The sequence below is a fragment of the Methylosinus sp. DMC45 genome (genome assembly GCF_056313885.1).
In genome coordinates, this window is record NZ_JBQUZK010000011.1 from 1 (window position 1) to 24,834 (window position 24,834).

General features: G+C 62.0%; 18 protein-coding genes. 8 read left to right on the forward strand and 10 right to left on the reverse strand.

The genetic code is table 11. The features are described from left to right. Positions 1-1,328 (forward strand): IS1182 family transposase (locus tag ACT53T_RS03555; protein WP_476160116.1); only part of this gene is annotated, 1,328 nt, incomplete at its 5' end. An 89-nt stretch (positions 1,329-1,417) separates the two neighbouring features. On the opposite strand, the gene ACT53T_RS03560 is transcribed toward ACT53T_RS03555, so the two are convergent. The 4 genes from ACT53T_RS03560 to ACT53T_RS03575 form a co-directional block, all read right to left on the reverse strand. After that, the gene (locus ACT53T_RS03560) at positions 1,418-1,636 is read right to left on the reverse strand and encodes a hypothetical protein (RefSeq protein WP_476160117.1); all 219 of its coding nucleotides are present in this window, start codon (positions 1,634-1,636) and stop codon (positions 1,418-1,420) included. Between the two features lie 178 nt (positions 1,637-1,814). Next, on the reverse strand, positions 1,815-3,002 hold the full coding sequence (locus ACT53T_RS03565; protein WP_476160119.1) for a PepSY-associated TM helix domain-containing protein: 1,188 nt from the start codon (positions 3,000-3,002) through the stop codon (positions 1,815-1,817). 63 nt (positions 3,003-3,065) lie between these two features. Next, complete coding sequence (locus tag ACT53T_RS03570; RefSeq protein ID WP_476160120.1) at positions 3,066-5,354, reverse strand: TonB-dependent siderophore receptor; 2,289 nt, start codon at positions 5,352-5,354, stop codon at positions 3,066-3,068. 67 nt (positions 5,355-5,421) lie between these two features. Continuing rightward, positions 5,422-5,877, reverse strand: coding sequence for a hypothetical protein (locus tag ACT53T_RS03575; protein WP_476160121.1), 456 nt, complete (start codon positions 5,875-5,877; stop codon positions 5,422-5,424). A gap of 178 nt (positions 5,878-6,055) precedes the next feature. Between ACT53T_RS03575 and ACT53T_RS03580 the strand changes: the two genes are divergently transcribed. Both ACT53T_RS03580 and ACT53T_RS03585 read left to right on the forward strand, forming a co-directional pair. Further along, the gene (locus ACT53T_RS03580; RefSeq protein WP_476160122.1) at positions 6,056-6,733 is read left to right on the forward strand and encodes a response regulator transcription factor; all 678 of its coding nucleotides are present in this window, start codon (positions 6,056-6,058) and stop codon (positions 6,731-6,733) included. Continuing rightward, entirely contained in the window at positions 6,730-8,115 is a 1,386-nt protein-coding gene (locus tag ACT53T_RS03585) for a sensor histidine kinase (RefSeq protein WP_476160124.1), read from the forward strand. Before ACT53T_RS03580 ends, ACT53T_RS03585 begins: the two co-directional genes overlap by 4 nt. An 83-nt stretch (positions 8,116-8,198) precedes the next feature. Here ACT53T_RS03585 and ACT53T_RS03590 read toward each other — a convergent pair whose 3' ends face one another. From ACT53T_RS03590 to ACT53T_RS03610, 5 genes are all read right to left on the reverse strand, one after another. Beyond that, a complete protein-coding gene (locus ACT53T_RS03590) occupies positions 8,199-8,954 on the reverse strand; it encodes an STN domain-containing protein (protein WP_476160125.1) in 756 nt (251 codons plus the stop codon). 249 nt (positions 8,955-9,203) lie between these two features. Beyond that, complete coding sequence (locus tag ACT53T_RS03595) at positions 9,204-10,487, reverse strand: PepSY-associated TM helix domain-containing protein (RefSeq protein ID WP_476160126.1); 1,284 nt, start codon at positions 10,485-10,487, stop codon at positions 9,204-9,206. 79 nt (positions 10,488-10,566) lie between these two features. Next, a complete protein-coding gene (locus ACT53T_RS03600) occupies positions 10,567-13,176 on the reverse strand; it encodes a TonB-dependent siderophore receptor (protein WP_476160127.1) in 2,610 nt (869 codons plus the stop codon). Between the two features lie 145 nt (positions 13,177-13,321). Beyond that, positions 13,322-14,269 carry a FecR family protein gene (locus ACT53T_RS03605; protein ID WP_476160128.1) on the reverse strand — a complete coding sequence of 316 codons (948 nt, stop codon included), beginning with the start codon at positions 14,267-14,269 and terminating at the stop codon, positions 13,322-13,324. Positions 14,270-14,363: 94 nt separating this feature from the next. After that, complete coding sequence (locus tag ACT53T_RS03610; protein WP_476160130.1) at positions 14,364-14,867, reverse strand: RNA polymerase sigma factor; 504 nt, start codon at positions 14,865-14,867, stop codon at positions 14,364-14,366. Positions 14,868-15,744: 877 nt separating this feature from the next. Between ACT53T_RS03610 and ACT53T_RS03615 the strand changes: the two genes are divergently transcribed. From ACT53T_RS03615 to ACT53T_RS03625, 3 genes are all read left to right on the forward strand, one after another. Continuing rightward, the gene (locus tag ACT53T_RS03615; protein ID WP_476160132.1) at positions 15,745-17,187 is read left to right on the forward strand and encodes an IS1182 family transposase; all 1,443 of its coding nucleotides are present in this window, start codon (positions 15,745-15,747) and stop codon (positions 17,185-17,187) included. Between the two features lie 313 nt (positions 17,188-17,500). After that, on the forward strand, positions 17,501-17,761 hold the full coding sequence (locus ACT53T_RS03620) for a hypothetical protein (protein WP_476160134.1): 261 nt from the start codon (positions 17,501-17,503) through the stop codon (positions 17,759-17,761). 271 nt (positions 17,762-18,032) lie between these two features. Next, positions 18,033-19,043: a hypothetical protein gene (locus ACT53T_RS03625; RefSeq protein ID WP_476160136.1), complete on the forward strand. Its 1,011-nt coding sequence runs from the start codon at positions 18,033-18,035 to the stop codon at positions 19,041-19,043. A gap of 195 nt (positions 19,044-19,238) precedes the next feature. On the opposite strand, the gene ACT53T_RS03630 is transcribed toward ACT53T_RS03625, so the two are convergent. Then, a complete protein-coding gene (locus ACT53T_RS03630; RefSeq protein WP_476160137.1) occupies positions 19,239-22,112 on the reverse strand; it encodes an ATP-binding protein in 2,874 nt (957 codons plus the stop codon). A gap of 153 nt (positions 22,113-22,265) precedes the next feature. On the opposite strand from ACT53T_RS03630, the gene ACT53T_RS03635 reads away from it, so the two are divergent. Next, on the forward strand, positions 22,266-23,180 hold the full coding sequence (locus tag ACT53T_RS03635) for a helix-turn-helix transcriptional regulator (RefSeq protein ID WP_476160139.1): 915 nt from the start codon (positions 22,266-22,268) through the stop codon (positions 23,178-23,180). 244 nt (positions 23,181-23,424) lie between these two features. After that, positions 23,425-24,834: an alginate export family protein gene (locus ACT53T_RS03640; RefSeq protein WP_476160141.1), complete on the forward strand. Its 1,410-nt coding sequence runs from the start codon at positions 23,425-23,427 to the stop codon at positions 24,832-24,834.

Sequence of the window (24,834 nt, forward strand, 5' to 3'; positions counted from 1 at the left end):
CCCCGCGTTCAGCAAACCTCGGCAGAGATCCACTTAAAATCCGCGGGGAGTTGTCCAGAGAAGCGGGGCCAGCTCTGAAACCGTTCTACAGCAACACCGGCCGCCCCTCTGTCGATCCAGAGCTGATGATCCGCATGCTTCTCGTCGGCTATTGTCTGGGCATTCGTTCAGAACGCCGCCTGTGCGAGGAAGTGCATCTCAATCTCGCCTATCGCTGGTTCTGCCGTTTGGGGCTGGACGGCAAGGTCCCAGACCATTCGACGTTCTCCAAAAACCGGCACGGCCGTTTTCGTGAGAGCGACATTTTTCGCCGGCTCTTCGAAAATATCGTGGAGCGCTGCATGGCCGCAGGCCTTGTCTCCGCCGAGGGCTTCGCCGTCGATGCGAGCCTGATCGCCGCCGACGCCAACAAGCAGCGCTCGGTCCCGAGCAAAGACTGGGAACCCGCCCGGATCAAAGACGGCGCGTGCCGCGCGGCGCGCGAATATCTTGCGACGCTCGATGACGCCGCGTTCGGCGCGGCGTCGCCGGTGACGCCAAAGTTCATCGCGCGCTCGGACCCAGCGGCGCAGTGGACCGGCGCGCACAAGGGCCATGCCTTCTTCGCTTACGCGACCAATTATCTGATCGACACGGATCATGGCGTGATCGTCGACGTCGAAGCGACGCGGGCCATTCGGCAGGCAGAGGTCGGCGCCGCGCGAACGATGCTGGAACGCACGGAAGGACGCTTCGGCCTGAAGCCGGATTATCTCGTCGCCGATGCCGCATATGGCTCGGCGGACAATCTCGCCTGGCTCGTCAAGCAGAAGCAGATCACGCCGCACATTCCCGTCTTGGATAAGTCGGCGAGAGCGGACGGCACGTTCTCGCGTTCGGACTTCACCTTCGATCCCGAGGCCAATCGCTATATCTGTCCCGCGGGCGAGGACTTGGTCCAGTTCCGACGCGCCTACTCCGTTCCGCGGACCGGCATTACGGCCGACGGCACGCGGCGCTTCCGCGCCAGCAAGCAAGATTGCGACATCTGCGAGCTCAAAGCGAAGTGCTGCCCGAATGCGGTGGCGCGGACGATTTCACGCGATCTGGAGGAAGATTCCCGCGATGTTGCTCGTGCGCTCGCAGGGACGCCCGAATTTGAAGCGGCATGTCGGCGACGAAAGAAGGTAGAGATGTTGTTCGCCCATCTCAAACGCATACTGCGACTCGGGCGCTTGCGACTTCGTGGGCCGTATGGCGCCAAGGACGAGTTCCTGCTCGCCGCGACCGCGCAAAACCTGCGAAGGCTCGCCCGGTTACGGCCGGCAGGGTTCGCAATGGCGGCATAAGCCGCCCACGAGGGCGGCTTCGCCGCCGCCCCGGCGAAGATCGCACCGCCCAAAATCTCGAAAAATGCCTCCGAAGGGACCTGCGACGCTCAACGGCAGAGTTTTTCAACGAAATCCGCCATGAACGGCCATTCGTCGCGAGCGACCATAGTGTCCGCTTTCCCTAAATTTCGCAGACGTTCGTAGAGGCAGAGCGGCTGGACGAAGTTCCGGCTCCTGTGGCCCGGCAGACGTTCGCATGGCGAGGTTTGCGCCTGCATCACGACGCCAGCTGTGCCCATCGCCATCCGCCCGATCGAATTCCGCATTTTGATGGTCGCGCGCCTTTTCCATGCGCAGGTCCATTCGAGATGCGACGTTTGGTGTCGAGAAGGCCGATCTCGTCCTGTCCGAACTCAGCCTTGCCGATGCGTCGATTGATTTGGACGACCAGAGGCAACCGGTCGCCGCATGGATTCGATGACGGGCAACGTTCGAGCCTAGCAATCATAGGGTCCAGGGCGTTGAGATAGGGTTCCGGGCTGCGCGCTTCTTCCACCAGACATACACGCCTGTCGCACTGAGCATGACGATCGCCAGGCCGAGACAGGAGACGAAAACGCGGTATGGGGTTCCGAAGACATTCGCCGTATGGAGCTCGACGAGCCATGTCGTCAGCGTCGCGCCGCTGTGCTGGCCGGTCGGCAGGCTGAGCGCGGTCAATTCGCCGTCGCGCGCGTCGAAGAGGATCGACGTCGATCCCGCCTTGTCACCGATGTCGCGCGACGAGCGCACGCGATATTCGAAGAGGCCTTTCTCGCGCAGATCATAGAGCGCCAACGGGCGTTCGATCGCAAATCCGTGAATGCGCGCCTGTTCGGCCATCAGCCGCTCGCCGGTCGCTTGCGCCTCCTCCCACTCCATGAGCGGACGCGTTCCGTTGCGCGGAGGCGCTTCCGCCGCCCAGACGGGGCCGTCGTAATGGAGGAACAGCTGCGTCGCTCTCGTGTAGAAATTGGGGAAGGTGAAGAAGACGCTCGACCAGGCGAAGACGAGCAGAATCGCCCAGAGCCACAGGCCTCCGGCGCGATGCAGATCGAAATTGAGCCGGTAGAAGGATCCGGACGGCTTGATCAGCCACGCCCGCCGCCACCGCGCGACAAAGCCGCGACGCGCCTGTCCGCCGACCGGCGGCAAGGTGAGATAGAAGGCGATGAAGCAGTCGATCGTCCAGGTCAGCGCGACGGCGCCGAGAATCCAATCGCCGATCCCGCTCATCGCGAGATACATATGCAGCCCGTAGACGAAGGGCATGACGTCGTTCTTCGTCTTGGGCAGCCCATGCCAGACGACGCGCCCCCGCTCGCTCCCGTCGATCGGATCGAGATGGAGGAATTCGAAATCGAGCGGCGGCGCGCCGTCTCGCGCCTCCATGCCGATCTGAACCGTGCCGGGATAGCCGAGATAGACAGCTCGCGCGCGCGCCTGTGGAACCAGCGCCTCGGCGCGGCGCGCGAGCGTCGCGGCGTCGAGCATGACGCCGGGCCTCTCGCCCGGATAGAGATCGGGCGTCAGCCAATGATTGATCTCGAGCCAGAAGGCGAGCAGGCTGCCGGTCAGCCCGACCAGGATCAGAAATCCCGCCATGGCGAGGCCGGCCCAGCGGTGCAGCCGAATAAAAATATCGCGCATCATGTCACCTCGCCCGTTCGTGGACAGGTCGCCTCCCACGCCGAAAAGCGAGGGAGGCGAGGCGTCTTACCATTCGAAGCGCAGCGTTCCGGTCGCCGTGAAGGGCGGAGCGGGGAGCGCCGACAGCGGCGGATTGTAGTAATTGAAGAAATTATCGACGCCCGAATAGTAGCGCGTGTTGGTGATGTTGCGCAGATTGAGCTGCGCTGTCACCTTATGGCCTTCGTAGAGCGTCGTGTAGCTCACGAAGCCGTCGAGCCGAGCCCAGCCGGGAATGATGAAAGTGTTCTGAATGTCGCCCCAGGCGTGGGTCGAGGCGGTGACGCCGCCGCCGACGCGCCAGCCGAGGCCATGCTCGCCGAAATCATAGGTGAAGAAGATTTTTCCGGAGTGGCGCGGCGCATTGTCGAGATGGTTCTGATAGACGCCGCTCGGACCGAACCAGCCGAAAGGATTGAGCGGATCATGCCAATTGTCGGAGATCACCTTCGCGTCGATATGCGCATAATTGGCGACGACCGTCCATCGATCGGTGATGCGGCCGACGACGTCGAGCTCGATCCCGCGGCTGCGCTGCAAGCCAGCGAGTTTCATCGCGAATGGATCGGGCGAGGCGTAGTCGCGCGTCGCAATGCCGGATTTGGTGATCTGGAAGAAGGCGAGCGTCGCGGTCAGCCCGTCGAGTGGCTCGGCCTTCAGACCGACCTCCCATTGCAGGCCGCGTCGCGGTCCGAGATTGACTCCATTGGAGTCGAAGCCATTACTGACGCCGAAGGAGCGCGAATAGCTGCCATAGACACTGAGCTCGGGCAGCACGTCATAGACGAGGCCGAACCGCGGGCTCCAGGCTTTGTCGTTACGCGATTTCGCATGATCGCGCGCGGCGCTCGCCGCGTCCGCATTGGCGCTGAGATCGCCGCCGAAGGAAGACGACGTTCCCCGCGTGATATCGGCTACGTCATAGCGCACGCCGAGCAGAAGATGCGCCTTGTCGTCCAGCGCGGTGATCTGATCCTGGACATAGAAGGCCTTCTGTCGTTGCAGCTCCGAGGAATGGAACTTCGAGCCGAGGCCGGCCACGCTGGCGAAATAGGCGTAGGGTGAGACTGTCCCATAGATCGGATTGTAGATATCGATCGAGGAGGCCCTGCCATTGTCGGCGAAGTAATAGTCGGTGAGGCTGTTGACATAGTCGAGCCCGAACAGGAAATCATGCTTTGCGCCGAATGTCGTGAATTTCCCTTCGACGTCGATGTTGGTCGCGAAGGTTCTGCCGGAGATCCATTGATACTCGCCGATGCGCGGCAAAGTGCGCATATCGGCCGAGTCGACGCAGAACGGATAGCCGCAGAACATGGTGACCATGTTCTTCTCCATCGTCGGCGTGGCCGCGTAGAGAAAGCGATTGGTCACTTTCCAATTCTCGTCGAGATTCTGCCGGAAGCGATATCCGATATTGAAGCTCTCTATATGGTCGCGCGGATCGTTCGGCTCCTGGAATGAACGATAGAATGGCAGATTGGCCGGCGCCGAGCCGATCGTCGGGACGCCGATGTCGCTCTGCGCCTTCTGGCCGAGGAACTGGCCATCGACGGTGAAATCGGTCCATTCCGTCGGCCGATAGCTGATGACCGGCGCGATGAGCACGCGTTCGCCGCCTTGGAATTTGCGGAAGGAGCCGTTGTTCTGATAGGCGCCCGACACGCGATAGGCGAGGCCCGGAACCTCCGGCAGAGGCGTCGAGAAATCCCAGCTCGTGCGATAATGATCGAAGGAGCCGATCTGCTGATCGACGACATAGCGCGGCTTGTCGAGCGGCTCCTTGGTGATGATGCCGATGAGCCCGCCGGGCTCCGCGCGGCCGTAGAGGACGGAGGCCGGCCCCTTCAGCACCTCGATTCGCTCGATATTCGCCGTGTCGAAGCCGCTCGGATTGGCGCCGCCGCCGGGGATGGGGAGATTGTTGCGATAAACATAGAGGCTGTCGAAGCCGCGAATCTTGAAATTATAGCCTTCGAGCTCATTGCTGTTCGAGCGCACGCCGGGAACATTCTCCAGCGCGTCAGTGAGACTGGTGAGAGCCTGATCGATGATGACTTGCTTGGGCACGACATTCAACGAGACCGGAATCTCGCGGATGGGCGTGTCGGTCTTGGTGGCCGAGCCGGCCTCCTTCGTCACATAGCCGTCCTCAGCGGTCTTCGGCTCGCCGCGAAAGCGGGAGGCGGAAGGCTCGGAAGAGGCTTCGCCGGCGATATCGATCGTCGGCAGAGCCTCCTGCGCGGAGGCGTCGATGGAGAGAATCAAAGCGAGAACGCCGGCCGAGGCGCCGCGCGCGAGATGACACGAAATCATGAGCATGCTCCCGAGCGCCCGCCGCGGGCGCTCGCCGAATAGGGTTGTTCGGAAAAGGCGAGAGAGGTCAGGCCGTGCGGGTGCGGCGGGGCGGCGCGCGCGACGACCAGGCGGTCGCCCAGCCGGCGAGGGCGAGGAAGTCCTCGCGCGCGGCATATTGCGACGCGGCGCCGGAGGGCGCGGCGTGCGGAACAAAGCCGCGCAGCGCCGGAATCTCGGCATGTGCAGGCTGATCGCAGCCCGCCGCGCAGCAGAGACCGCCGGAGTGGCATTCGCCGCGGCGCGAGTCGTCGCTCGTCCGCTTGGATTGATGGCCTGTGCAATCGGCGGCGATCGAAAGGGCGACGCCGCCGTCGGGCGCGTGCCGCGGCCAGCGCGGCAGATCCGCCAAAAGGCCGGCGACCAAGAGCAGCAGCGCCATCAGGCCGGCGATCGGCGCGCGGCGACGCGCGACGCCCATGCGCCGCGCCGCACGCTTCGAATTTCGTCCCGATTGCCGCATCGCCATCGTCGTTTCGACCATCACGCGCCACAATAGCCAAGGTGGAACAGCAAAACCTGACATGAATCTGGCGCAGCCGCCTCGAGATCAGATTTCGGCCGGCCGTGTCCTTCCGGCCACAGCAGCGGGGTGATATGGCTCATATCTGCGCCAGCGGCGTTGCGAGATTGCGCCGCGCGCCAGTCGGAGCGGCGTCTGGATGCGTATATTGCTGGTGGAGGACGAATCGGAGGCGGCGCGGCTGATCGCGTCGCTGATCGGGACTGCGGGTTTCGCCGTCGATCGCGCGGCGTCGATCGCGGCGGCGCGGGAGGCAGTGGCGAAGACGCCCTATGATCTCGCCTTGCTCGACCGCCGGCTGCCGGACGGCGACGGCCTCACCCTGCTGTCCCATTTGCGCGCCGTCCTGCCGGGCGTGCGCGTGATGATGTTGACCGCCATGGACAGTCTCGACGAAAAGGTGGCGGGCCTCGACGACGGGGCCGACGACTACGTCACCAAGCCGTTTCAGGGCGAGGAGCTGATCGCGCGCATCCGCGCCTGCCTGCGCCGTCCCGGTGGGCCGCCGCTCGCGCCGATCGTGGTCGGCGCCCTGTCCTTCGACACGACGACGCGCGAAGTGTCGATCGCCGGCAAGATCGTCGCTCTGCATCGCCGCGAGCTCGATCTGCTCGAGGCGTTGATACGACGCGTGAGCCGTGTGACGCCGCGCGAGACGCTGTTCGAGGAAGTGTTCGCCGCAGGCTTCGACGTACAGGACAATGCGCTCGACACAGCCGTATCGCGCCTACGTCGGCGGCTCGATTCGCTCGGCGCAGGGGTGAGCGTCCATACGCTGCGCGGCGTCGGCTATATGTTGACGGAGCACGTTGGTTGAGGGGGCCGTCGCTCGTCGCGCGAACGGTCGCCTATCTCGTCGTCGCGCAGATCGTCGCTTTCGGCGTCGCTTGGTTCATGACGCTCGGTCTCGGCCTCGCAGGCGTCCAGCGGTTCACCTACTCGCTGGACGAATTGTCCACGGCTCGCGCGCAAAAGCAGGTCCTCGCGTCGCTCGCGCGGGACGAGGACGGACAAATCGTGATCGCTCCGACGCCGGAGCTGCGTGACGAATTGGCCCGCTCGCCGACGATGAGGATCGCGGCCTTCGACACGCTTCGCGGACGACCTCTCGGCGGCTCGGCCCCGGAGCTGGTCGAAGCGCTGCGACCTTTGATCGTCATGCGTCCCACCCATGTGCATTTCGTGCTGCCCGGGCAACTGCCCACCGTTCGCTTGGGGCTGCTCGAACCGCAATGGACGCGCTTCGGTCCCGTGCATGTCGCCGTCTATGAAACGAGGTTTCATCTGAGCGATATTCTCGACGATGCGGTGGAAGAGACGCTCGGGCTCGCGGCCTATATTCTCATGGCGATTTTGATGAGCGGGGTCGCCGCCTCGATCGCCGTGCGCTTGGGCTTGCGGCCGTTGCGTGAGATCGTCGCCGAGGCGGCGCGCATCGACATGGGCTCGCTGCATCAGCGTCTGTCATTGAAAGGCGTGTCGGCGGAGATCGGCCCGCTCGTCGAGGCCGTCAATGGGGCGTTGGCGCGGCTCGACGCCGGCGTCGCACGGCAGCGCCGTTTCACGGCGAACGCCGCCCATGAGCTGCGCACGCCGGTCACCATTCTCGGCGCCCGACTCGACGCGCCCGAGGAGCCGAGCTTTAAAAATGATCTGAGGCGCGATCACCGCAGGATTCGCAACATCGTCGAGCAGCTGCTCGCAACCGCGCGGCTGGGCGAGAATACGGCCCGCGTCGAGGAGGGGCTCGATCTCGCCGCCTTGGCGCGCGCGATGATCGGCGACGCCGCCCTGCTCGCCGTGCGATCGAAGCGCCACCTCGTCTTGGAGGCGCCGCAGACGCCGGTTCTCGTCACCGGAAGTCGCGTCGCGCTCGAATCGGTCATCGCCAATCTCATCGACAACGCATTGAGGGCAGAGCCCGAGGGCGGGACGGTGCTCGTGCGCATTTTCGAAGATGCATCGCTCTGGGTGGAGGATCACGGAAGCGGCGTCGACGAAAGTGACCGGTCTGCGATTTTCGAGCCATTTTGGCGTAAGAGCGACGCGGCGCCGGGCACGGGTCTCGGCCTCGCTATCGCCAAAGAGCTGATCGATGCGCATCGCGGACGAATCTGGGTCGAGACGACGCCCGGCGGCGGAGCGACATTCAAAATTTCGTTCGAAAATCGCCACGGGAGGAGGGAACGCAACACCTGACGATGGGGAGTGGCGATGAAGAGCGGAGCCGGATGTGGAAGGCGCCCCAGCCAACGAAACCTACAAATCAGTGACTGGCGGCTTCACGAACCCGGCCACGTCGTGAAGAAAGCTCCGGGAGGCGCGGCGCCAATATGCATCTCGAATGGGACGAGGCGGCCGGCTTTCTTCCGGATCACGACAGCACGGTTGCGGACGTGGCCTCCGACGTAGACGTCGCTCACTTGCAAGGGTACATTTGCAGCGCTTTGTTGGTGGCGAGATCGACATTGCGCGGTCACGCCTGTGGCCTTCGAGCTATAGGTGGACGTGTATGACGCGAGTTTCACCTTAGTGAGCGGGAGAACGATATTGTGGCTCCAGGCGACGATCGAGCGCGAGCGAGAAGCGCGCCGTGCGATGCCGGTTCGTGCGGAACTGTATTCGCGCGGATACTGGCGGAGCCAGACGCGCTCGCAGTCCGTGGAAATGACCGGCGTGACGTAGCTGTTCTGCGGTGTGAGGGTCGGCTTGCCGTCGCCCGGCCCGCTCGTCTTCGGCTTCTCCGCGCCTATGTCGATCGCCGGCAGCGCCTCCGCCCTGGCGTCGCTGCGCGCTCCCGTATCGTTCTGCGCCAGCACGATCGACACCGATTTCCCATTCGCGTCGAAGCGATAGGTCAGGCTCGTGCCGATCAGCAGCCTGTCCAGCGCCTCGGTCAGGGAATAGGCGCCGACGAGGCCCGGCGTGCGCCAGCCGCGCGTCGCCCCGGCGGGATAGAGGACATGGACATTGTTCTGATCGGCGATCTCGTTGAGCGCGCCGCCCAGCGTGCCCGGCGCGATGATGTATTCCCGCACGACGCCGAGGCGATCCTGGGGCGCGACGGACGCCTGCGCCGGAGAGGATGGCGCCTGGGCCGCGAAAGCGGCGCTTCCAACAGTCGGCGGGCGTCAGCGGCGCGCGCCGCGCGCGTCCGATCGACGTCGCGAGAATGGATGTCTCGAATAGTCTCGGGCATATCGAAATCTGCTTCTGTGCGAAATGTCGTGGTGGGACTTTCGTCGAAATGTTCCATGGCCTCGAGGCTACGGCTTCGAATACTTTCGTCAATCGGCGATCGTGGCCTCCAGCGCCGCGCCTGCCGATGCGCCACGCTCCTTGTGAAAGCGCCGCGCCTTTCTTTTCTTCCACCAGATGTAGACGCCGGTGACGCAGAGCGCGGCGACCACGAGTCCCATCGCGCAGACGAATAGTTTCATCGGCAGGCTGAACACCGCCGCCATGTGCAGAAACATGAGCCAGAAGGTGATCGCCGCCCCGGCCGGAACATCGCTCAGCATCAGCACGCGGGCGAGAGCGCCAGTGTCGGCGTGGAAGAAGACCGCCGTGCCGCCCCACTCCGTCCAATCCCTGGAGCTTTTGACGCTGTAGACATATTGGCCGTCGCCCCTGTTGAACGCGAAGCCGATCTCCTCCTCGATCGCAAATCCCTTTTGCGCAGCGAGCTGCGCCATCAATTCGCGTCCGCGCGCATAGGCGTCGCGAAAGCCGAGCGCGGGATCGTCGAGCGCGGGATCGTCGAGCGGCTTATCCAAAAGCGGCTTGTCGTCATGATGGCTCAGCACGCCCATGTCGAAGGCGGCGCTCATCACCGGCGTGTAGACGCTGCTCAGATTGAACGAGACGCCGGACCAGGCGAAGACGAGCAGCATCGCCCAGGTCCAGAGACCGAAGGCGCGGTGAATGTCGAAATTGAGCCTGTAGGGCCCGCCGCGGCGGCGAATGAGCCAGGCCGGTCTCCATCGGCTCCACCAGGAGCGGCGCGCGCCTTCGGCGCCGACGCGTAGCGGCAGCGTCAGATAGAATCCGACGAAGCAGTCGATCGTCCAGGCGAGCGCAACCATTCCGAAAAGCGTACGCCCGAAACTCGCGAAGTTCTCGGACAGAGCGAGCGACGTGTGGAGACGCAGGATGAAATTGAGAATCCCTCGTCGTCCGAGCGAGACTTCCTGCATGTCGCGGGCGCCGATCATCTCGCCCGTGTAGGGGTCGAGAAACAGCTGCCGCATCGGCAGGTCGAACGGCTTGCCCGTCTGCGGGTCGGTCTTCGGCGGCAGAAGGATAGCGAAAGACCGACCCGCCGGCAGCCTGAGGTCGATCGCGTCGACGCGCGCCCGCGGCTCCAGCGCTTCGGCCTTCTCGCGCAGATTGAACACGTCGAGCGCGGGTGCGTCTCGCACCGTCACGTCGAACAGATCTGCATTGAGCCGGTGATCCAGCTCCTCGCGAAAGGCGAGGATGCTGCCGGTGAGGCCGACGAGGAAGAGAAAACTCGTCATCGTCAGCCCGGCCCAGCGGTGAAGCGCCACCCAGAAGGAGCGTTGGAACATTCGCGGTCTCCCTATCCACGCGATGGCGGCGCAAAGATCGGCGCCGGCCACCCCGAAACGGGTGACCGGCGCTTGCCCATTATTCGAATTTGTAGGTGATATTGGCGAAGATCGAGCGCGGTTCGCCGCGCTGCATCGCGCCAAAGCCGTTCGACTTCCAATTGGAGCGGTCGAAGAGATTATTGGCGTTCACCTGAATCTTGATCTGATCGTTCACCTTATAGGAGGCGAACAAGCCGAAATCGTAGATCGGCGCGATGGTGAAAGGGTATTGACTGGAGAAGTTGCCGCCGTTCAGAATATTATTTAGATTCGACTGCGGATTATTGGGGAACAGCGCGGGCGTCTTGGCCGAATAATAGAATTTGGCGCCAATATCCAGGCCATTCAACGGGCCTTCCTTGAATGCGTATATCGCCGAGAAATTATAGAAACGCCGCGGTGAGAAGGTCAGCTCGCTGCCCTCGGCGGTAGGCGTGTTGGTGTCCCGCCCCGCCTGCCCGTGCATGAAGGTCAGCGCCGCGTTGACGCGCAGATTCGGCAGCACTTCGCCGGTCAGATCGAACTCCAAGCCGTGGCTATGGTAAGTGCCGATCAGCAAACTGCTGAGAGGATTGACCGGATTGGGCACCAACACATTGGTGCGGGAGATGTCGAAAGCGGTGGCCCCCGCCTGAACCCTACCGTGGAACAATTCCTGTTTAATGCCGATGTCCAGCTGCTCCGAATATTCGGGCGGAGCCGGATGTCCGAAACTGAGGTTGGCGCTGCTCGGCGTAAAGGATTTTCCCCAGGCGGCGAACAGCGAGGTCTCCTTGAACGGTTGAAAAACGCCGCCGAGATGCGGTGAGAAATATTCATAATTTTGTTTCGAATCTAGATAATATCCCAGCCCGAATATATTTTCCGGATTGCGTCCCACGGACCATGTTTTCGCGGAGTCGTAGCGCCCGCCGTACAACAGCTTGAATTGGTCGGCGATTTCGACGATGTCCTGTCCGTAGATCGCGTTGATCGCCCAATTCAAGGTTGAAGCATAATAACCGCTGCCATCCGTTAGGGCGCATCCCCGCTCATTGAAGAAACATTGCGTGTTCGAGTAGACTGGATAAAAAATATTGATCGACTCTGGTGTGGCCGGAAAGCCGAGGTTTGCGTTCATGGTACGCCAGAACTGTCTTCTGTACAGTCCGAAAACGGTGTTGTGTTTGATGAATCCGGTGTCGAATTTTCCTCTGATGTCGATCTGGCCCTGGAGTGTGTCTTCATGGGGTGTGAAATAATAATTGAATTGCCCGAGATTCAATTGTGATGCACCATCGAATGAATAAGTGGCGACTGGCAGATATTCTCTCGTGTAATTGTAGTCGAAAGTGGCGGTGATGTTCCAGTTTTCGTTGAATTTATGCTCGTATTTCAAGGTGGCGTTGGCGATCGGATGCACCGCGTTGAAGCGGAGGTCGCCGATGAATTCCTCGCGCGGCAGCAATTGGAAGATCGGGTAGATCGGCGACCCGGCCGACGAGCGCTCATGGGTGACGCCATATTGGCCATGGAAATCGAGCTTGTCGCCATTGTCGAGGAACAGGGTCAGCGCCGGCGAAACGAAAAAGGCGTCATGATACTCTTGATGCTGCGTGCCGTTTTTCTGCTCCAGCGCAGCGTTCAGCCGAAACAGCAGGCTTTTGTCGTCATGCAAGGGCGAGTTGAAATCGATTGTCGTGCGATGAAAGCCGAAGCTGCCGATGCCCTCGCCGACATGGACGAAGAATTTGTCGGTCGGCCGCTTGCTGATGAAATTGACCGCGCCGCCGTAACTGCCGGAACTGTCGCCATAGAGCGTGGAGCTCGGACCCTTGGCGAATTCGACATGATCGATATCGGCGAGGTCGATGGCCGATTCGGCATAGTAACGATACATGCCGTCCTGGAGCACCACGCCGCTGTTGGAAAAGCCGCGGATTTGGAAATTCGGCGAGTTGGCCGCGCCAACCTGGCCGCCGATGGGATTGCCGATAACGCCGCTGACCTGGTTGGCGAGGTCGTAGACCCGTAATTGCGGACCCTGATCCTCGATCAATTGCGGCGTGATCACCTTCACCGATTGCGGCACGTCGCGCAAAGGAAGGTCGATCTTGGTCGCGGTCGAGGCGTTGGGGGTGACGTAGGCGTCCTCTGGAAGATTGCCGAATTTGTCGGCGGCTCCCGGCTTTGTCGGCGGCAAGCTTTGTGTCCGCGCGGCGCCGATGTCGATCGGAGGCAGCGGCTCCGCTCCTGCGTCGCTGCGCACGCCATTGTCCGCCTGTGCCAGCACGATCGACACGGCGTGGCCATTGTTCGTGAAGCGGTAGCCGAGGCCCGTTCCGGCGAGAACATGGTCGAGCGCCTCGCGCAAGGTGAACTCGCCGGAAAGGCCCGGCGTCACCCGGCCGCGGGTGATCGCGGCGTTGTAGAGCACATGGAGGCCATTCTCGTCGGCGATGCTGTTCAGCGCCTCGGTCACCGAGCCCAATGGAATGCGATAGGGACGCGCCGCGTGGACGCCATCCTCCGGCGGAATGGCCGCCTGGGCAGGCGAAGCGCCGGGACCCGCTCCCGTCATGAATGCGCCGAGCGCCGCCGCCGCGATCGCCGAACCCATCTCGCTACCCTTTTTCGCATCGACTCGACGATTCGGTCTCTTTGTCATTTCCGGCCCCCTCGATCTTTTGATGGGGCGGCAGTTCGATGCAGCCCCTGATTAGATCGACGGAGCTGGGGGAGAAAACGAAACGTCGGCGCCGAAAAAAATTCAATGCTCTGCGCAGGCTCTGCGTGAGCCGGACAGAAACCTGCTACTCATGCAGCAAAATCAGATAATTGGACAGGCGCGTGGCGCGCAGGCCGAGATTGGCTTCGATCTCGGCGAGGGCCTGGAGCGGCTCTTCGGCGCCGAACACGCCGCTGACGCGTCGCTCGCAGGCGGCGGCCGGCAGGCAATAGACGAGGCCGCGCCGATAGCGTCCGAGCATCTTCAGCACGTCGCCGAGTCGCTGGTCGTTCACGATCAGCTTGCCGCGCCGCCAGGCCGTGGCGTGGAAGATATTGGCCGGCTCCGCGGGGCCGGCGGCGCGATCGGGAGCAAAGGAACACCATTGGCCCTCGTCGACGATCGTGCGGCCTCCGTCGCTCGCGATCTCGACGCTATGCTCGGTGACGGTGACGCGAGCCTCATTGCTCTCCAGGGCGACGTCGAACGCCGTGCCGCGCGCCGTGATCGTCCCGCCTGCCGCTTCGACGACGAAGGGTCTGGCGCCGTCCCGCGCGACCTGAAACCAGGCTTCTCCCGCGAGAAGCGCGACGCGCCTCTGCGAGGCGGTGCGGCGGACGGCCAGGACCGATTTCGGCGCCAGATGGACGGCCGATCCGTCCTCCAGCGTCACCAGCCGGGTTTCGCCTACGCCCGTGTGATAATCCGAGCGTAGCAGGGCGATCAAATCCGCGAAATTGGCCGCCAGCACGAACGCGCCAGCGACCAGGGCCGCCCCCCCCCCCAGACGCAGCGCGACGCGCGCGCCGTGGGCCGAACGCGGCGCCGCCGTTGGCGCGCCGAATGTCTCGAGATAGCCGGTAAACCCCGAAATATCCTCGAAAGCGGCGCTGTGACGTCGGTCGCTCGAGAGCCACGCCTCGAAGGCTGTGCGCTCCTCTCTGGACAGGGCGCCCATTTTGATGCGCACCCACCAATCCACCGCCGCGGCGCGCACGCTCTGCGGGTCGGCCTCGCCCCGTTCCTCACTCATCGCTCACGACCAGTCCTCGATGCCCGAGACTACGCAGGCTATCGATATGTACGACGGACCAGCATGTGAAAACGAAACGTCGCCCATGAAATTTTTATTCCGGTAGAGAGTTGCGGCAGCGCAGGATGGCGAGGTTCAGATGTCGGCGAACCATGGCGTCGGTGATGCCGAGCCGTCTGGCCGCCTCTTTCGCCGGAACGTCCTCCTGCATGACCATCTCGAAGACCTTTCGACATTGTGGCGGCAAGGTCTCTATGGCCGCCGAGACGAGGCGTCGCTTCCGTTCGTCGTCGATCTTCTCGTCGACTGGCGTTTCGCCGCTCGGGACGTCGGCGGGCGACTCGCCGAACTCGAAGCGCTTCGCCTCGGCTTTCACATGGCGATCGAAATCTGTCGCCAGATTGACGGCGATCCGCTGTAGAAACGCCGGAGGATCGGCGACCTCCTCCAATCGGGCGTGACCGAGCGCGCGAGCGAAGGTCTCGTTCAGGAGGTCCGACGCATTGTCGCGACCCGCTCGGCGCGTCAAATATTTCAACAATGCTCGGTTGTTGCGCTCGAAGAGCGCGCCGACGAGGCGGCGTTTGGTCTCGAACATCTTCTCGATTTCCGCGCGGGCAAGTCGCAGCGCCGGTCGTCCGCAGGACGACTCCGGGTGCAATCGGGGATCAGAATTTCGCCACAATGGCGGCGAAGCCGCCTCACGCGGAAAAAGGAGGCGCGCGTTGCGACCAGGAACTGATCCAGCCCACCGGCGATGATATCGCCGCAATCGGAAAAGCGTCGACCGAAGCAACCTCAGCGGGCGCGAATGAAGGTTCTGCGCCCTTCAGGAGGCCCGAGAGAAATCCGGCCCAACCGTCTAGGTGACCGGACCGGCACGGAATGCAGCAGGAACACGAAACATGTGTTCCTGGGGGATGATGGTGGTCGTCGGCGCCATCGGACGCGGCGCAATGAACGACCTCCGCGAAAACGACACTGTCGTCGGCCGCACGGGCCAAAGCGGTGGCCGCCGTGCCAGACAAGACGAGAGCCCAAGCCGAGAGGCCCACGATCAATACGCGGGCGACCCACTTCGGCCAGAGCGCAAACTTGTCCATTCCTCTTAATGAGCTCCCGGACGCGACGCCGTGTCAAGGTCTGGGGCCTATCCGACAAGAGAAAGCCTATTCCCTGTTGCCGAAGCGCAACACGGCCGATGCTGCGGCTTTTCCCTCGATCGTTCCGATCGTCCTCGTCCGAAACCGAAAGGGCCATACGCTCCGCCGATCGGTGCGCTTGGGCAAACCGCCGGACGACGAGGGCCGCGCCCTCGGAGTCGACGATCGCGTTTTCATCCAGACACCGGAATGTCCGTTGTCGGCGAAAGCGGTCGCTCGCCCTTCGAGTGGGAAGCGCCCGCGTGGGTCCAGGCTGTGTGAAAACCCCGTCTGATGGATTCTCTGACCGTAAACATTGCGCTAGAATCTGGCATGACGCACATTTCCGGCTCCGATCGTTCGCAATTGCTGCTCCTGCCCGAGGCGGTCGACGATTACGTCGCCGCCGACAATCCCGTTCGCTTCATCGACGCCTTCGTGGAGGCTCTGGATTTGAAGGCGGCGGGATTCGCGCGCGTCGAAGCGAAGGCGACAGGACGTCCGGGATATGCGCCGGGCGATCTGCTCAAGCTCTATATTTACGGCTATCTCAACCGCATTCAGTCGAGCCGCCGGCTCGAACGAGAGACCAATCGGAATATCGAGCTGATGTGGCTCATCGGTCGCTTGACGCCGGACTTCAAGACCATCGCCGACTTCCGACGCGCCAATGGGCCAGCGATCCGTGCGGCCTGTGCGAAATTTTTGACGCTGTGCCGACAGTTCGACCTGTTCACGCGCGCTGTCGTGGCCGCCGACGGAAGTAAGTTCAAGGCCGTCAACAACCGTGACAAGAATTTCACGGTGGCCAAGGTCGCCAAACGGATCGAGCAGGTGGAGGTGGAGGCGAGCATCGCGCGTTATTTGGCGGCGCTCGATCATGCGGATCGACAGGACAGCGATGTCGCCGAAGCCAAAGCAACGCGCCTGAAGGAGAAGATCGCAGGCCTGCGTCGGCAAATACAGGCGCTCGAGGAGATGGAACGGCAGGTGGAGGCGGCGCCCGACAAACAGATTTCTCTAACCGATCCCGACGCCCGCTCGATGGCGACCAGTGGCAAGGGCACAGGGATCGTCGGCTACAACGCCCAAATCGCTGTCGACGCCGAGCATCATCTCATCGTCGCGCACGAGGTGACCAACCTCGGCACTGATCGAGCGCAACTCGCGTCCATGGGGCGCAATGCTCGCGACGCCATCGAATGCGACGAAGTCACCGTGCTGGCTGATCGAGGCTATTACAGCGGCGAGGAAGTGCTGGCTTGCGAAGGAACGGGCGTATTGCCCCGCGTTCCTAAGACGCTCACCTCCGTCAACGACAAGCGTGGTCTCTTCACGATCCGGGACTTCATTTATGATCCGGAAAATGACTACCACACCTGCCCGGCGGGCGAACGGCTGACCAAGGGAATCGCGCGCTCCGATCGGCATGATAATGTCGACCAATACCGCAATCTCACGTCCTGTCCGACTTGCACGCTGAAACGCAGATGCACGCCGACCAAGTACAAGCGTCTCAAGCGATGGGAGCATGAGGGCGTCCTCGACAAAATGCAGTCTGCGCTCGACCGCATGCCCGAGGCTATGACCATCCGCCGACAGACCGTCGAGCACCCGTTCGGGACATTGAAGGCATGGATGGGCGCCACCCACTTCCTGACCCGAACCCTGGAAAAGGTCAAAACCGAGATGAGTCTTCATGTGCTCGCCTACAATATGAAGCGGATGCTCAACATCTTCGGAGTCGCGCCGCTTATGCAGGCAATCGCAGCCTAATCGCGATAGCCAGACAGCGTCCCGATTCCTCGTTCGTTCATAAGCAAAAAATCGTCACGCGGGCCTTCGAGGCGGCGTTTTCACACGGCCTCGGTCAGAGTTCCCCGTTCGCGGTCCCGAACGGCCAAGGGGCACCATAACCGGCCATTCGTCGCAGACCACCGCAGGGTCCGCTTTCTCTAAATTTTGCGGACGTTCGCGGCGGTGGATCGGCGGGACATAGAGTTGCGGCTTCTGAGGCCCGGCTGAAGCTCTCGTGACGCGTATCGTTCCTTGATGACGGTTGCGGGGTTCGCTATGCCAAGTTGGCGATATGCGTTTGCGCGCAGCGGCGGCGATTATCGCCGATTTCGCGCGAGATCGGATCGCTGCGGTCGAAGGCCAGCTCGGCGATGGACGCGACGAAGATCGCGGGATCGGCGCCGTCGCTGACTTCGACCTGGCGCATGAGGCCAAGGCATCGCTGGCGAACGCATCGGTCACCGTGCAAAGGAGCCCACGCTATTTTTTCGTCTGTGGGAAAGCTGTGTGGGAAATCCGCGCCGGGCGGGAGTTTCAGCAGCTAACTATTTGATTTTATTGGCGCGCCGGACAGGATGAAGCTGGGCACTGGGAGCTGGAGGTCGCGCTATGACCCGCGGCTGGCTTCTCTGTCGAGCATATATGTTTGAAATTACGTATCAAAGTTACCCAGGAAGGGGGGTGGCTCGGGTCCGTTCACCTCGACGCTTTTTGTCTCGAAGCGACTCGGCGCTCCAGAAAGTCCCGGTCCTTTTTCGTTCTCATGCGGCGTCTTCGGATCCTTGTAACGGCAACGTATCCAAATTGGCGGGAGGGCGCCGCACATGACGACGCCCGAAACCAGCGTCCGCTATGCTGAACGGTTCCGCTTGCTCAGCCGCATGGCTGCCAGAGAGGTGATGCAGGACGCCGATTCGCCTATCTCGCTGGCAGCGCTTGTTCAATGGCTCTCCGATCGTCGAGCGATGCTGCGGAACGCCTCATGGCGACAATATCGTTGTGCGATCGACCATCATTGCAAGACGGTTCTCGATCTCGATGAAGAGACGCGAAAAGATCTATTGAAATCGCTCTATGGCAAGTCAGATCCCGAGACCATTGCCGCCGGCAAGGGCTTGCCGCCGGCGACGTCGTCGCATGTCCTCAAACGACTTCTCGATTCGGACTGGGACAAATTGCTCGATTGCCTGAGGCAGGGCGTTGCGGGAAACTCGGTTTATGACTCGCCGCTGCTTGCCTATCTGGAAGCGGGGCGAGCAAGCGGCTTGCGGCCGTGTGAATGGGCTCGGGCTCGTCTCGTGACGTTTCCGGGGGCCGCCGTATCGGTTTTGGTTGTCAAGAACGCCAAGGAAGACGAGGTCCGCGCCCATGGCGACTTTCGACGGCTGGTCTTCGCGCATGAAACCTGCGGCGCATCCCTAATTGCCATTCGTCGATGGCTCGCGATTGTCGACAGCTGCCTTGCAGGAACTGTGGGCGGTGACCGTGCCGCCATATGGGAAAAATTTTACAATGCCCTCGGCGATCGGCTCTATTACGTCAGTCGCCGAATCTGGAATAGAAAAAGGCACCCCGCGCTCTATACAACGCGGCATATGTTCGCAGCGGCCGCAAAGGCTGTATTCGCTCCGGACGAGATCGCCGCGCTCATGGGGCATAAGCTCGATACGACAGCAACCCAACATTACGCTCGGCCGCCGCGCGGTCAACGTCGTATGCCACGCGTTGAGCTTCCGACGGCGCATCCCCGCGACCTTGGTAGAGTTGTGCATTCCCTTAAATTCGATCCAGAAGCGCTTAAGAGCCTTTTGAAATGCGCCTCTTTTGAAAGCTAGGCGCGAAGTAGCGGGAGCGTGGGGACTCCGCCTTTTTGGCTGTTCCACGATTTCTGACAATAATCGTCTGCGTTTGTCTCGAGCGACTTGCTTGCGCCGTAACTGAGAGACGGAAGTTCGGGAGAGCCACGATCGAAACCCGAAAGGTGAGTGTCATGCGGCCGCCTTTGGCCTTTAGCTTCTCGCCTTTCGCGCTCAGTCTTTCGGAACCCAAAACATTGGATCGCCGTCGTCGTGATAATGCTCAGACAGCCAGTGGCCCCATTCATCTGCCTTCTTTCGTAGAGCCAGCGGCGAATCGCTCCAAATCTTGACGCGGTGGAGATTTCTGATCGCGAGCGCGAGCGAGCCTTGCGACGTGGATAAGTAATGGCTCTTCTCGAACCAAGCCGCCGCCATCGCATCGTTCGCCGAGCGCGTCTCCAATTGCCCCATGAGCGACGAGAGCTCCGGCAACCACCATCCATTCTGGTTGGCTTCACAGAAAGAGATCGCATCCATCAAAATGGCGCGACAGGCATTGTGGTCGCCTTCCGCGAGACGGGCCTCGGCGTGAATGCCTTCGAGCCACGGCAAAAGAAGATGGAAATGATTGCGGCGCAATGTTCCCAGCAAGCGCGGCAAGTCCGATCGCACACGGCCTGAGACTTTGGTTTCCAGAGCGGCTTCGGCCGCGAGCCCCGCGACGCATCTGATCTGCATCGACTGACTTTGCGCCGACACGGCAAGCTCGTCGATCACAGCGCGCGCAGCGTCATAATCCTCCATCGCGCAATAGAGAGGAACGAGCGCCTCGTTCAGCGCCCAGGCGCGATAGAGCCCATGCTCCGGCGCGCGCAAGCCGGGGCGGATGTGTTCGTAGAGGTCGATCGCGCTTCGAAAGCGTCCTTGCAGCCAGAGTGTCTTCATCAAAAAAATCTGCGACATGAGACCGGGATCGCTGCCGATGCGCATGAAGCGGCCAAGGCTGACGCGGGCTTGGCGATCGACCACGTCTCTGAGCTCTCGTTCAGCCGCGGCCGTGCGGCCCATCGCCTGATGCGCCATGGCGGCGTAATTATCCGCCACGAGATCGTCGTCCTCGCCTAGGTCGGCGTCGCCCTGCGGCCGTAAAGCCTCCGCGCAAGCGAGCGCGCGCAGCGGCTCGCCGCGATACATCCAGAGCCAATAGAGACCTGACGCGGCCAAGGCTGCGATCCGGGCGCTCGACGGGGTCGACGCTCGGCTCGAGCCGGCTTCGAGCGCGGCTTTCGCGTCGTCGGTCGGCCCCTTTGTCGCCAGAGTCGCAGCCCCCAAAAACGCGCTCAGCGCTTGCCAAACCTCGGACGGAGCATCGACCTTCTCGCGGTCGGTGAGAGCGTCGCGCGCCATGCTCTCGCATTCGGACAATAAGGAGAGCTGCATCAGCAGCGGCGCCGCATATTGCGCCAATTCGACGGCGAGCGCCGGATCGCCGCGGGCGCCGAAGGCCCAAGCCTTTGCGACGCGCAGATTGGACAGATTGGGACAGGCGGGACCGAACCATCGGTCGACCGTCTGCTTATGCCCTTCGACGCTCGTCTGATCGCGGATGAGCGCCGCCAGATAGCGCGTCAGACGCGACAGAACGCGATCCTCCTCGCCGCGCAAGCGGAGCTTCGCCAGACAATGCGCTCGCGTCGTGTCCAACAACCGATAGAGCGCGCGCCCGCTTGCGCATTCTCTTATCACGAGCGATTTCTCGACCAATCGCGCCAGCGCCTCGATCAATCCATTTTGGGAAACGCCCTCTCCAGAGATCACCTGCAGACAGGCGTCGAGGTCTGCGCCGCCGACGAAAATCGACAATTGGTCGAGCACGGTCTTATCGCGTGCGTCCAACCGATCATAGCTCCAGTCGATCATGTTACGGAGCGTCTGATGCCTATCCGGCGTGTCGCGCGGCAGAAGACCGACGAGATCGAAATCCTTTTGCAGGAGCCGATCGAGATCTTGCGGGCTGAAGCTGGAAAGATGCGCGACCGCGAGCTCGATGGCGAGAGGAATGCCGTCGAGACGCCGAACGATATTTCGGATCGCATCCACATCGGTCTCGGCGAGCGTATATTCGCCCGCCATGTCTCGCGCGCGTCGAATGAACAGCTCGAGAGCGCCATAGGCGCCGGCGCTCGCAAAATCGAGATGCTCGTTCGCGCTGGGCAAGCCGAGCGGCGCGAGCCGAATGACCCGCTCGTCGCGAACACGCAAAGTCTCGCGCGAGGTCGCGAGGATCGGCGTCGCGAGACCCATGCTTCGGATGTCGTGAATGAAGCGCCCGACGCTGTCGAGAACATGCTCGCAGCAATCGAGAACGAATAGCGGCGTGTTCTTCGGCAGGGCGGACAGCGCCGCCTGAGCGAGGTTTTGCGCGCCCGCGCCGACGCCGAGCTCGCGCGCGAGTGCGGGCCAAATATCTTCGTCTTCCGATCCATTCGACAGGTCGAGCCAGATCGGATCAGGACGCGCCTCCGCAAGGAGCGCGCGCGCGACGCATTTTGCAACGGTGGTCTTGCCGATGCCGCCCGGTCCAGTGATGGTGACGGAGACATTCGGCCGTAGAGATTCGATGGTTTCGCGTATCGTGTCGTCCCGACCGACGATCGCGCCGGTTTCGAAGCGCTTTCGGCGTTCCGCGCTCGGCGTTGGTCTCTCGATCGCACTTTCGACAAACCGAGGCTCTGAGCGAAAGCTCACCGTTCCGCTGAAATAATAGCCGGTTCGAGCGACGGTCCCGATCAGCCGAGCCCCATCCGATTTCAGCGCGCTTCTCAATTCATTGATCTGAAATCTCAAAGCTCCATCCGAAATCTGCGATGCTCCCCAGACCTCCGCGACGATGTCGGCTCGCTTGACCGTCTCGCCCGGTGTCCGGATCAAGAGAAGCAGGATGTCGAGCGCTCGATCCCCGATCGGCACGGATTGATCGCCGCGGGATAGACGACGGGAGCGCGTTTCCAGCCGGAAATCCCCAAAGGTGTAGACGCCCTCCATAACATCCCCCGAGACGGGCTCTTCTGCGGCGATCCGCGCCGCGCCTTTCCCATCTAACATAAACTAACAAAATCAGATTTGTAACATGAATTAAATACACATAATTGTCTCTGTCCGGGACCCGCGAATTGTCTCCCGACCGTCGAGCGCGTGGGCCTACCGAGGCGGAAACGGCGCAGAATCCTTTTCGCAACATGCTGAAGGAAAACGAAAATGGATGCAGCGGCAAAAGGCGCGAGCCCGAAAGCGGGCGCCATAAAGGACTCTCTCGGCTGTTCGCTGACCGAGCTGAGCAAGGATCAGGCATTGGATGCGGGCCATATGGTTTTTCGCCGCAAGGCCGCCAGCGGGCGGCATCGTGCGCAAGTCGCCACGCAGGCGCAGGATCGCGGCGTTCTGATCGGGATTTCCCTGGCCGACGGACACCGGCGCAGCCTCCGAGAAGGCCGGGCCGCGCATGATTGCCTATTCGATCATGGCGACATCTATCTCCGAGACTTCGAAGAGAACTACAAAGCCGAGATGGATGGAAGCTTCGACTTCTTTCTCATCGAGTTGATGCCGGAGTTTTGGCGGGATGCAGAGAAAGTCGCAGGCGTTTCACCGGACGTCGGACTGGCCCGCCAGCTCGCGAAGCGAGACATGACATTATATCACCTCGCAAACGCCGTTCTCCCACTCCTCGAGGATCCGGAGCTCCTCGATCCGATCCTGGTCGAGCAGATGGCGACTACGATCGGCGCGCATCTGTTGAAGCGTCATGGCGATCGGCGAAGCGAAGCGACGGGCTTCGATCGCGGACTGGGTTCCGTGATGGTTCGGAAGGCGAAGGAGATGCTCGTCTCCACCGACGAGGAGGATGGGACGTCGATCGCCGCGATCGCTGAGGCCTTGAACATGTCGCGCAGTCACTTTTTCAGGGCTTTTCGCGAGTCGACGGGTATCAGCCCCTATCAATGGCTGCTGAAGCAGCGGATCGACAATGCGCAGCGCTTGTTGCGCACGACGAACCTCCCCTTGTCGGAAATCGCGCTTCACTGCGGCTTTTCCGACCAAAGTCATTTCACGCGAATTTTCAGCAGGGATGTCGGTGTGACGCCGAAGGTTTGGCGGCAGCGCGTGCGATAGTAGGACGCCCCGCTGTCACAGGACGATTGTGAAATAGCGCATACGAACATGCAAGACGCTTCGCGGCAGCCGGCGTATTCGATCGTCGCGAGAAAATCGTGAGGATCGATGACGACTTGGTCCAGGTAGACGACCGCGGCCGGCGCGCCTGTCGCTGGGTCGGCAAGACCACGCCGCTGATCGTATGTCTCGGACGATGGCTCGAGGTCGCGCAGTGAGTGTTCGGCGAAGGGGGGGGAACATCATGTCGTGGCGCGGCGGCAGAAACGCGTTGGCGTTGATCGTGATCGTCTCGGCTTGCGGCGCGCATGCGGATGAAGCCGCGAGCGTCGCGCCTAGCCGACCGCGGCTCATGTCCAATCGGTGGCAGGAGAATTGGTCCGCGCTCGCCGATCCCGGCCTCCGCACAGAGGCCGGAGACGAGCTCAAATTCATCCCGCTGTCGCCGAGCGATCCGAATTTATATCTCTCTTTCGGCGCGACTCTGCGTGAGCGATTCGAGCTCGCCAATGCGCCGTCCTTCGGCGTCGGCAAGACCAATCGGAACAACAGCTATCTGCTTCAGCGCATTCAGCTACACGCCGATTTGCATTTGAATGAGGATTGGCGGATCTTTGCGCAAATCGAGGACGCGCGCGCCTTTGACAAGAAAAATCTCGGAAAGGCCGATCAGAATCCCCCCGATCTTCGTTTGGCCTATTTGGAATATGGCCACGCTTTTCCCGAGGGCGCGCTGAAGGCGCGCATCGGTCGTCAGGAGTTCGCTTTCGATCTCCAGCGCTTCGTCTCGAATCGCGACGGTCCGAACGTCAGGCAGGCGTTCGACGCGGCGTGGCTCGATTTCGAGGTTGAGCCGTGGCGCGTTCTCGGCTTCGTGAGCCGCCCGGTTCAATATTATCGGGAACAGGCTTTCGACGATAGATCGACGAGAGATGTTCAATTCCATACGCTACGCCTGGAGCGGCATGTCTTCGGCCAGAACGAGCTCTCCGCATATTATTCCTTTTACGGCAATAGAAGCGCCTCCTATCTGGACGCTTCGGGAAGCGAGCGTCGACATATTTTCGATATTCGCTTCGCTGGAGAAAAAGACGGATTCGATTGGGATGTCGAGGGAATGGCGCAGTCGGGAAGCGTCGGCGCCAAGAGCATTCGCGCATGGGCTGTCGGGGCGCGCGCAGGCTATCGCTTCTCGATGCTGCCGTTGAGGCCGCGCATCGGAATTCAAGCGGATGCAGCCTCTGGGGACCGGCGCAGGGGAGATGGACGGATCGAGACCTTCGATCCGCTGTTTCCCAATGGCTATTACTTCACGCTGGCGGGATTCACGGGCTATGCCAATCTCATTCACCTCAAACCGTCCCTCACTCTCGCGGCGAGCGACAAGGTGACTGTGCTCGCGGGCGTCGGCCTGCAATGGCGCGAAACCACAGCGGATGCGATCTATGTGTTTCCGAATATCGCCGTCGCCGGCACTGCCGGATCGCCGGGCCGCTGGACCGGCGCCTATGAGCAATTGCGCGTGGATTGGGCTGTAACGGCAAATCTTTCCGCAGCGCTCGAATGCGTGCATTTTGCGGCAGGCGACACAATTCGTCGCGCTGGTGGACATGACGGCAATTATCTCGGCGCGGAAGTCAAATTTCTGTGGTGA

What these genes read in the sequence shown, in the direction of transcription:
- ACT53T_RS03595 (WP_476160126.1), bottom strand. Translation starts at nt 10,487, where the DNA reads ATGTTCCAACGCTCCTTCTGGGTGGCGCTTCACCGCTGGGCCGGGCTG.
- ACT53T_RS03640 (WP_476160141.1), top strand. Translation starts at nt 23,425, where the DNA reads ATGTCGTGGCGCGGCGGCAGAAACGCGTTGGCGTTGATCGTGATCGTC.
- ACT53T_RS03610 (WP_476160130.1), bottom strand. Translation starts at nt 14,867, where the DNA reads ATGTTCGAGACCAAACGCCGCCTCGTCGGCGCGCTCTTCGAGCGCAAC.
- ACT53T_RS03620 (WP_476160134.1), top strand. Translation starts at nt 17,501, where the DNA reads ATGCGTTTGCGCGCAGCGGCGGCGATTATCGCCGATTTCGCGCGAGAT.
- ACT53T_RS03615 (WP_476160132.1), top strand. Translation starts at nt 15,745, where the DNA reads ATGACGCACATTTCCGGCTCCGATCGTTCGCAATTGCTGCTCCTGCCC.
- ACT53T_RS03635 (WP_476160139.1), top strand. Translation starts at nt 22,266, where the DNA reads ATGGATGCAGCGGCAAAAGGCGCGAGCCCGAAAGCGGGCGCCATAAAG.
- ACT53T_RS03580 (WP_476160122.1), top strand. Translation starts at nt 6,056, where the DNA reads ATGCGTATATTGCTGGTGGAGGACGAATCGGAGGCGGCGCGGCTGATC.
- ACT53T_RS03560 (WP_476160117.1), bottom strand. Translation starts at nt 1,636, where the DNA reads ATGCGGAATTCGATCGGGCGGATGGCGATGGGCACAGCTGGCGTCGTG.
- ACT53T_RS03600 (WP_476160127.1), bottom strand. Translation starts at nt 13,176, where the DNA reads ATGACAAAGAGACCGAATCGTCGAGTCGATGCGAAAAAGGGTAGCGAG.
- ACT53T_RS03570 (WP_476160120.1), bottom strand. Translation starts at nt 5,354, where the DNA reads ATGATTTCGTGTCATCTCGCGCGCGGCGCCTCGGCCGGCGTTCTCGCT.
- ACT53T_RS03605 (WP_476160128.1), bottom strand. Translation starts at nt 14,269, where the DNA reads ATGAGTGAGGAACGGGGCGAGGCCGACCCGCAGAGCGTGCGCGCCGCG.
- ACT53T_RS03575 (WP_476160121.1), bottom strand. Translation starts at nt 5,877, where the DNA reads ATGGTCGAAACGACGATGGCGATGCGGCAATCGGGACGAAATTCGAAG.
- ACT53T_RS03565 (WP_476160119.1), bottom strand. Translation starts at nt 3,002, where the DNA reads ATGATGCGCGATATTTTTATTCGGCTGCACCGCTGGGCCGGCCTCGCC.
- ACT53T_RS03625 (WP_476160136.1), top strand. Translation starts at nt 18,033, where the DNA reads ATGACGACGCCCGAAACCAGCGTCCGCTATGCTGAACGGTTCCGCTTG.
- ACT53T_RS03630 (WP_476160137.1), bottom strand. Translation starts at nt 22,112, where the DNA reads ATGTTAGATGGGAAAGGCGCGGCGCGGATCGCCGCAGAAGAGCCCGTC.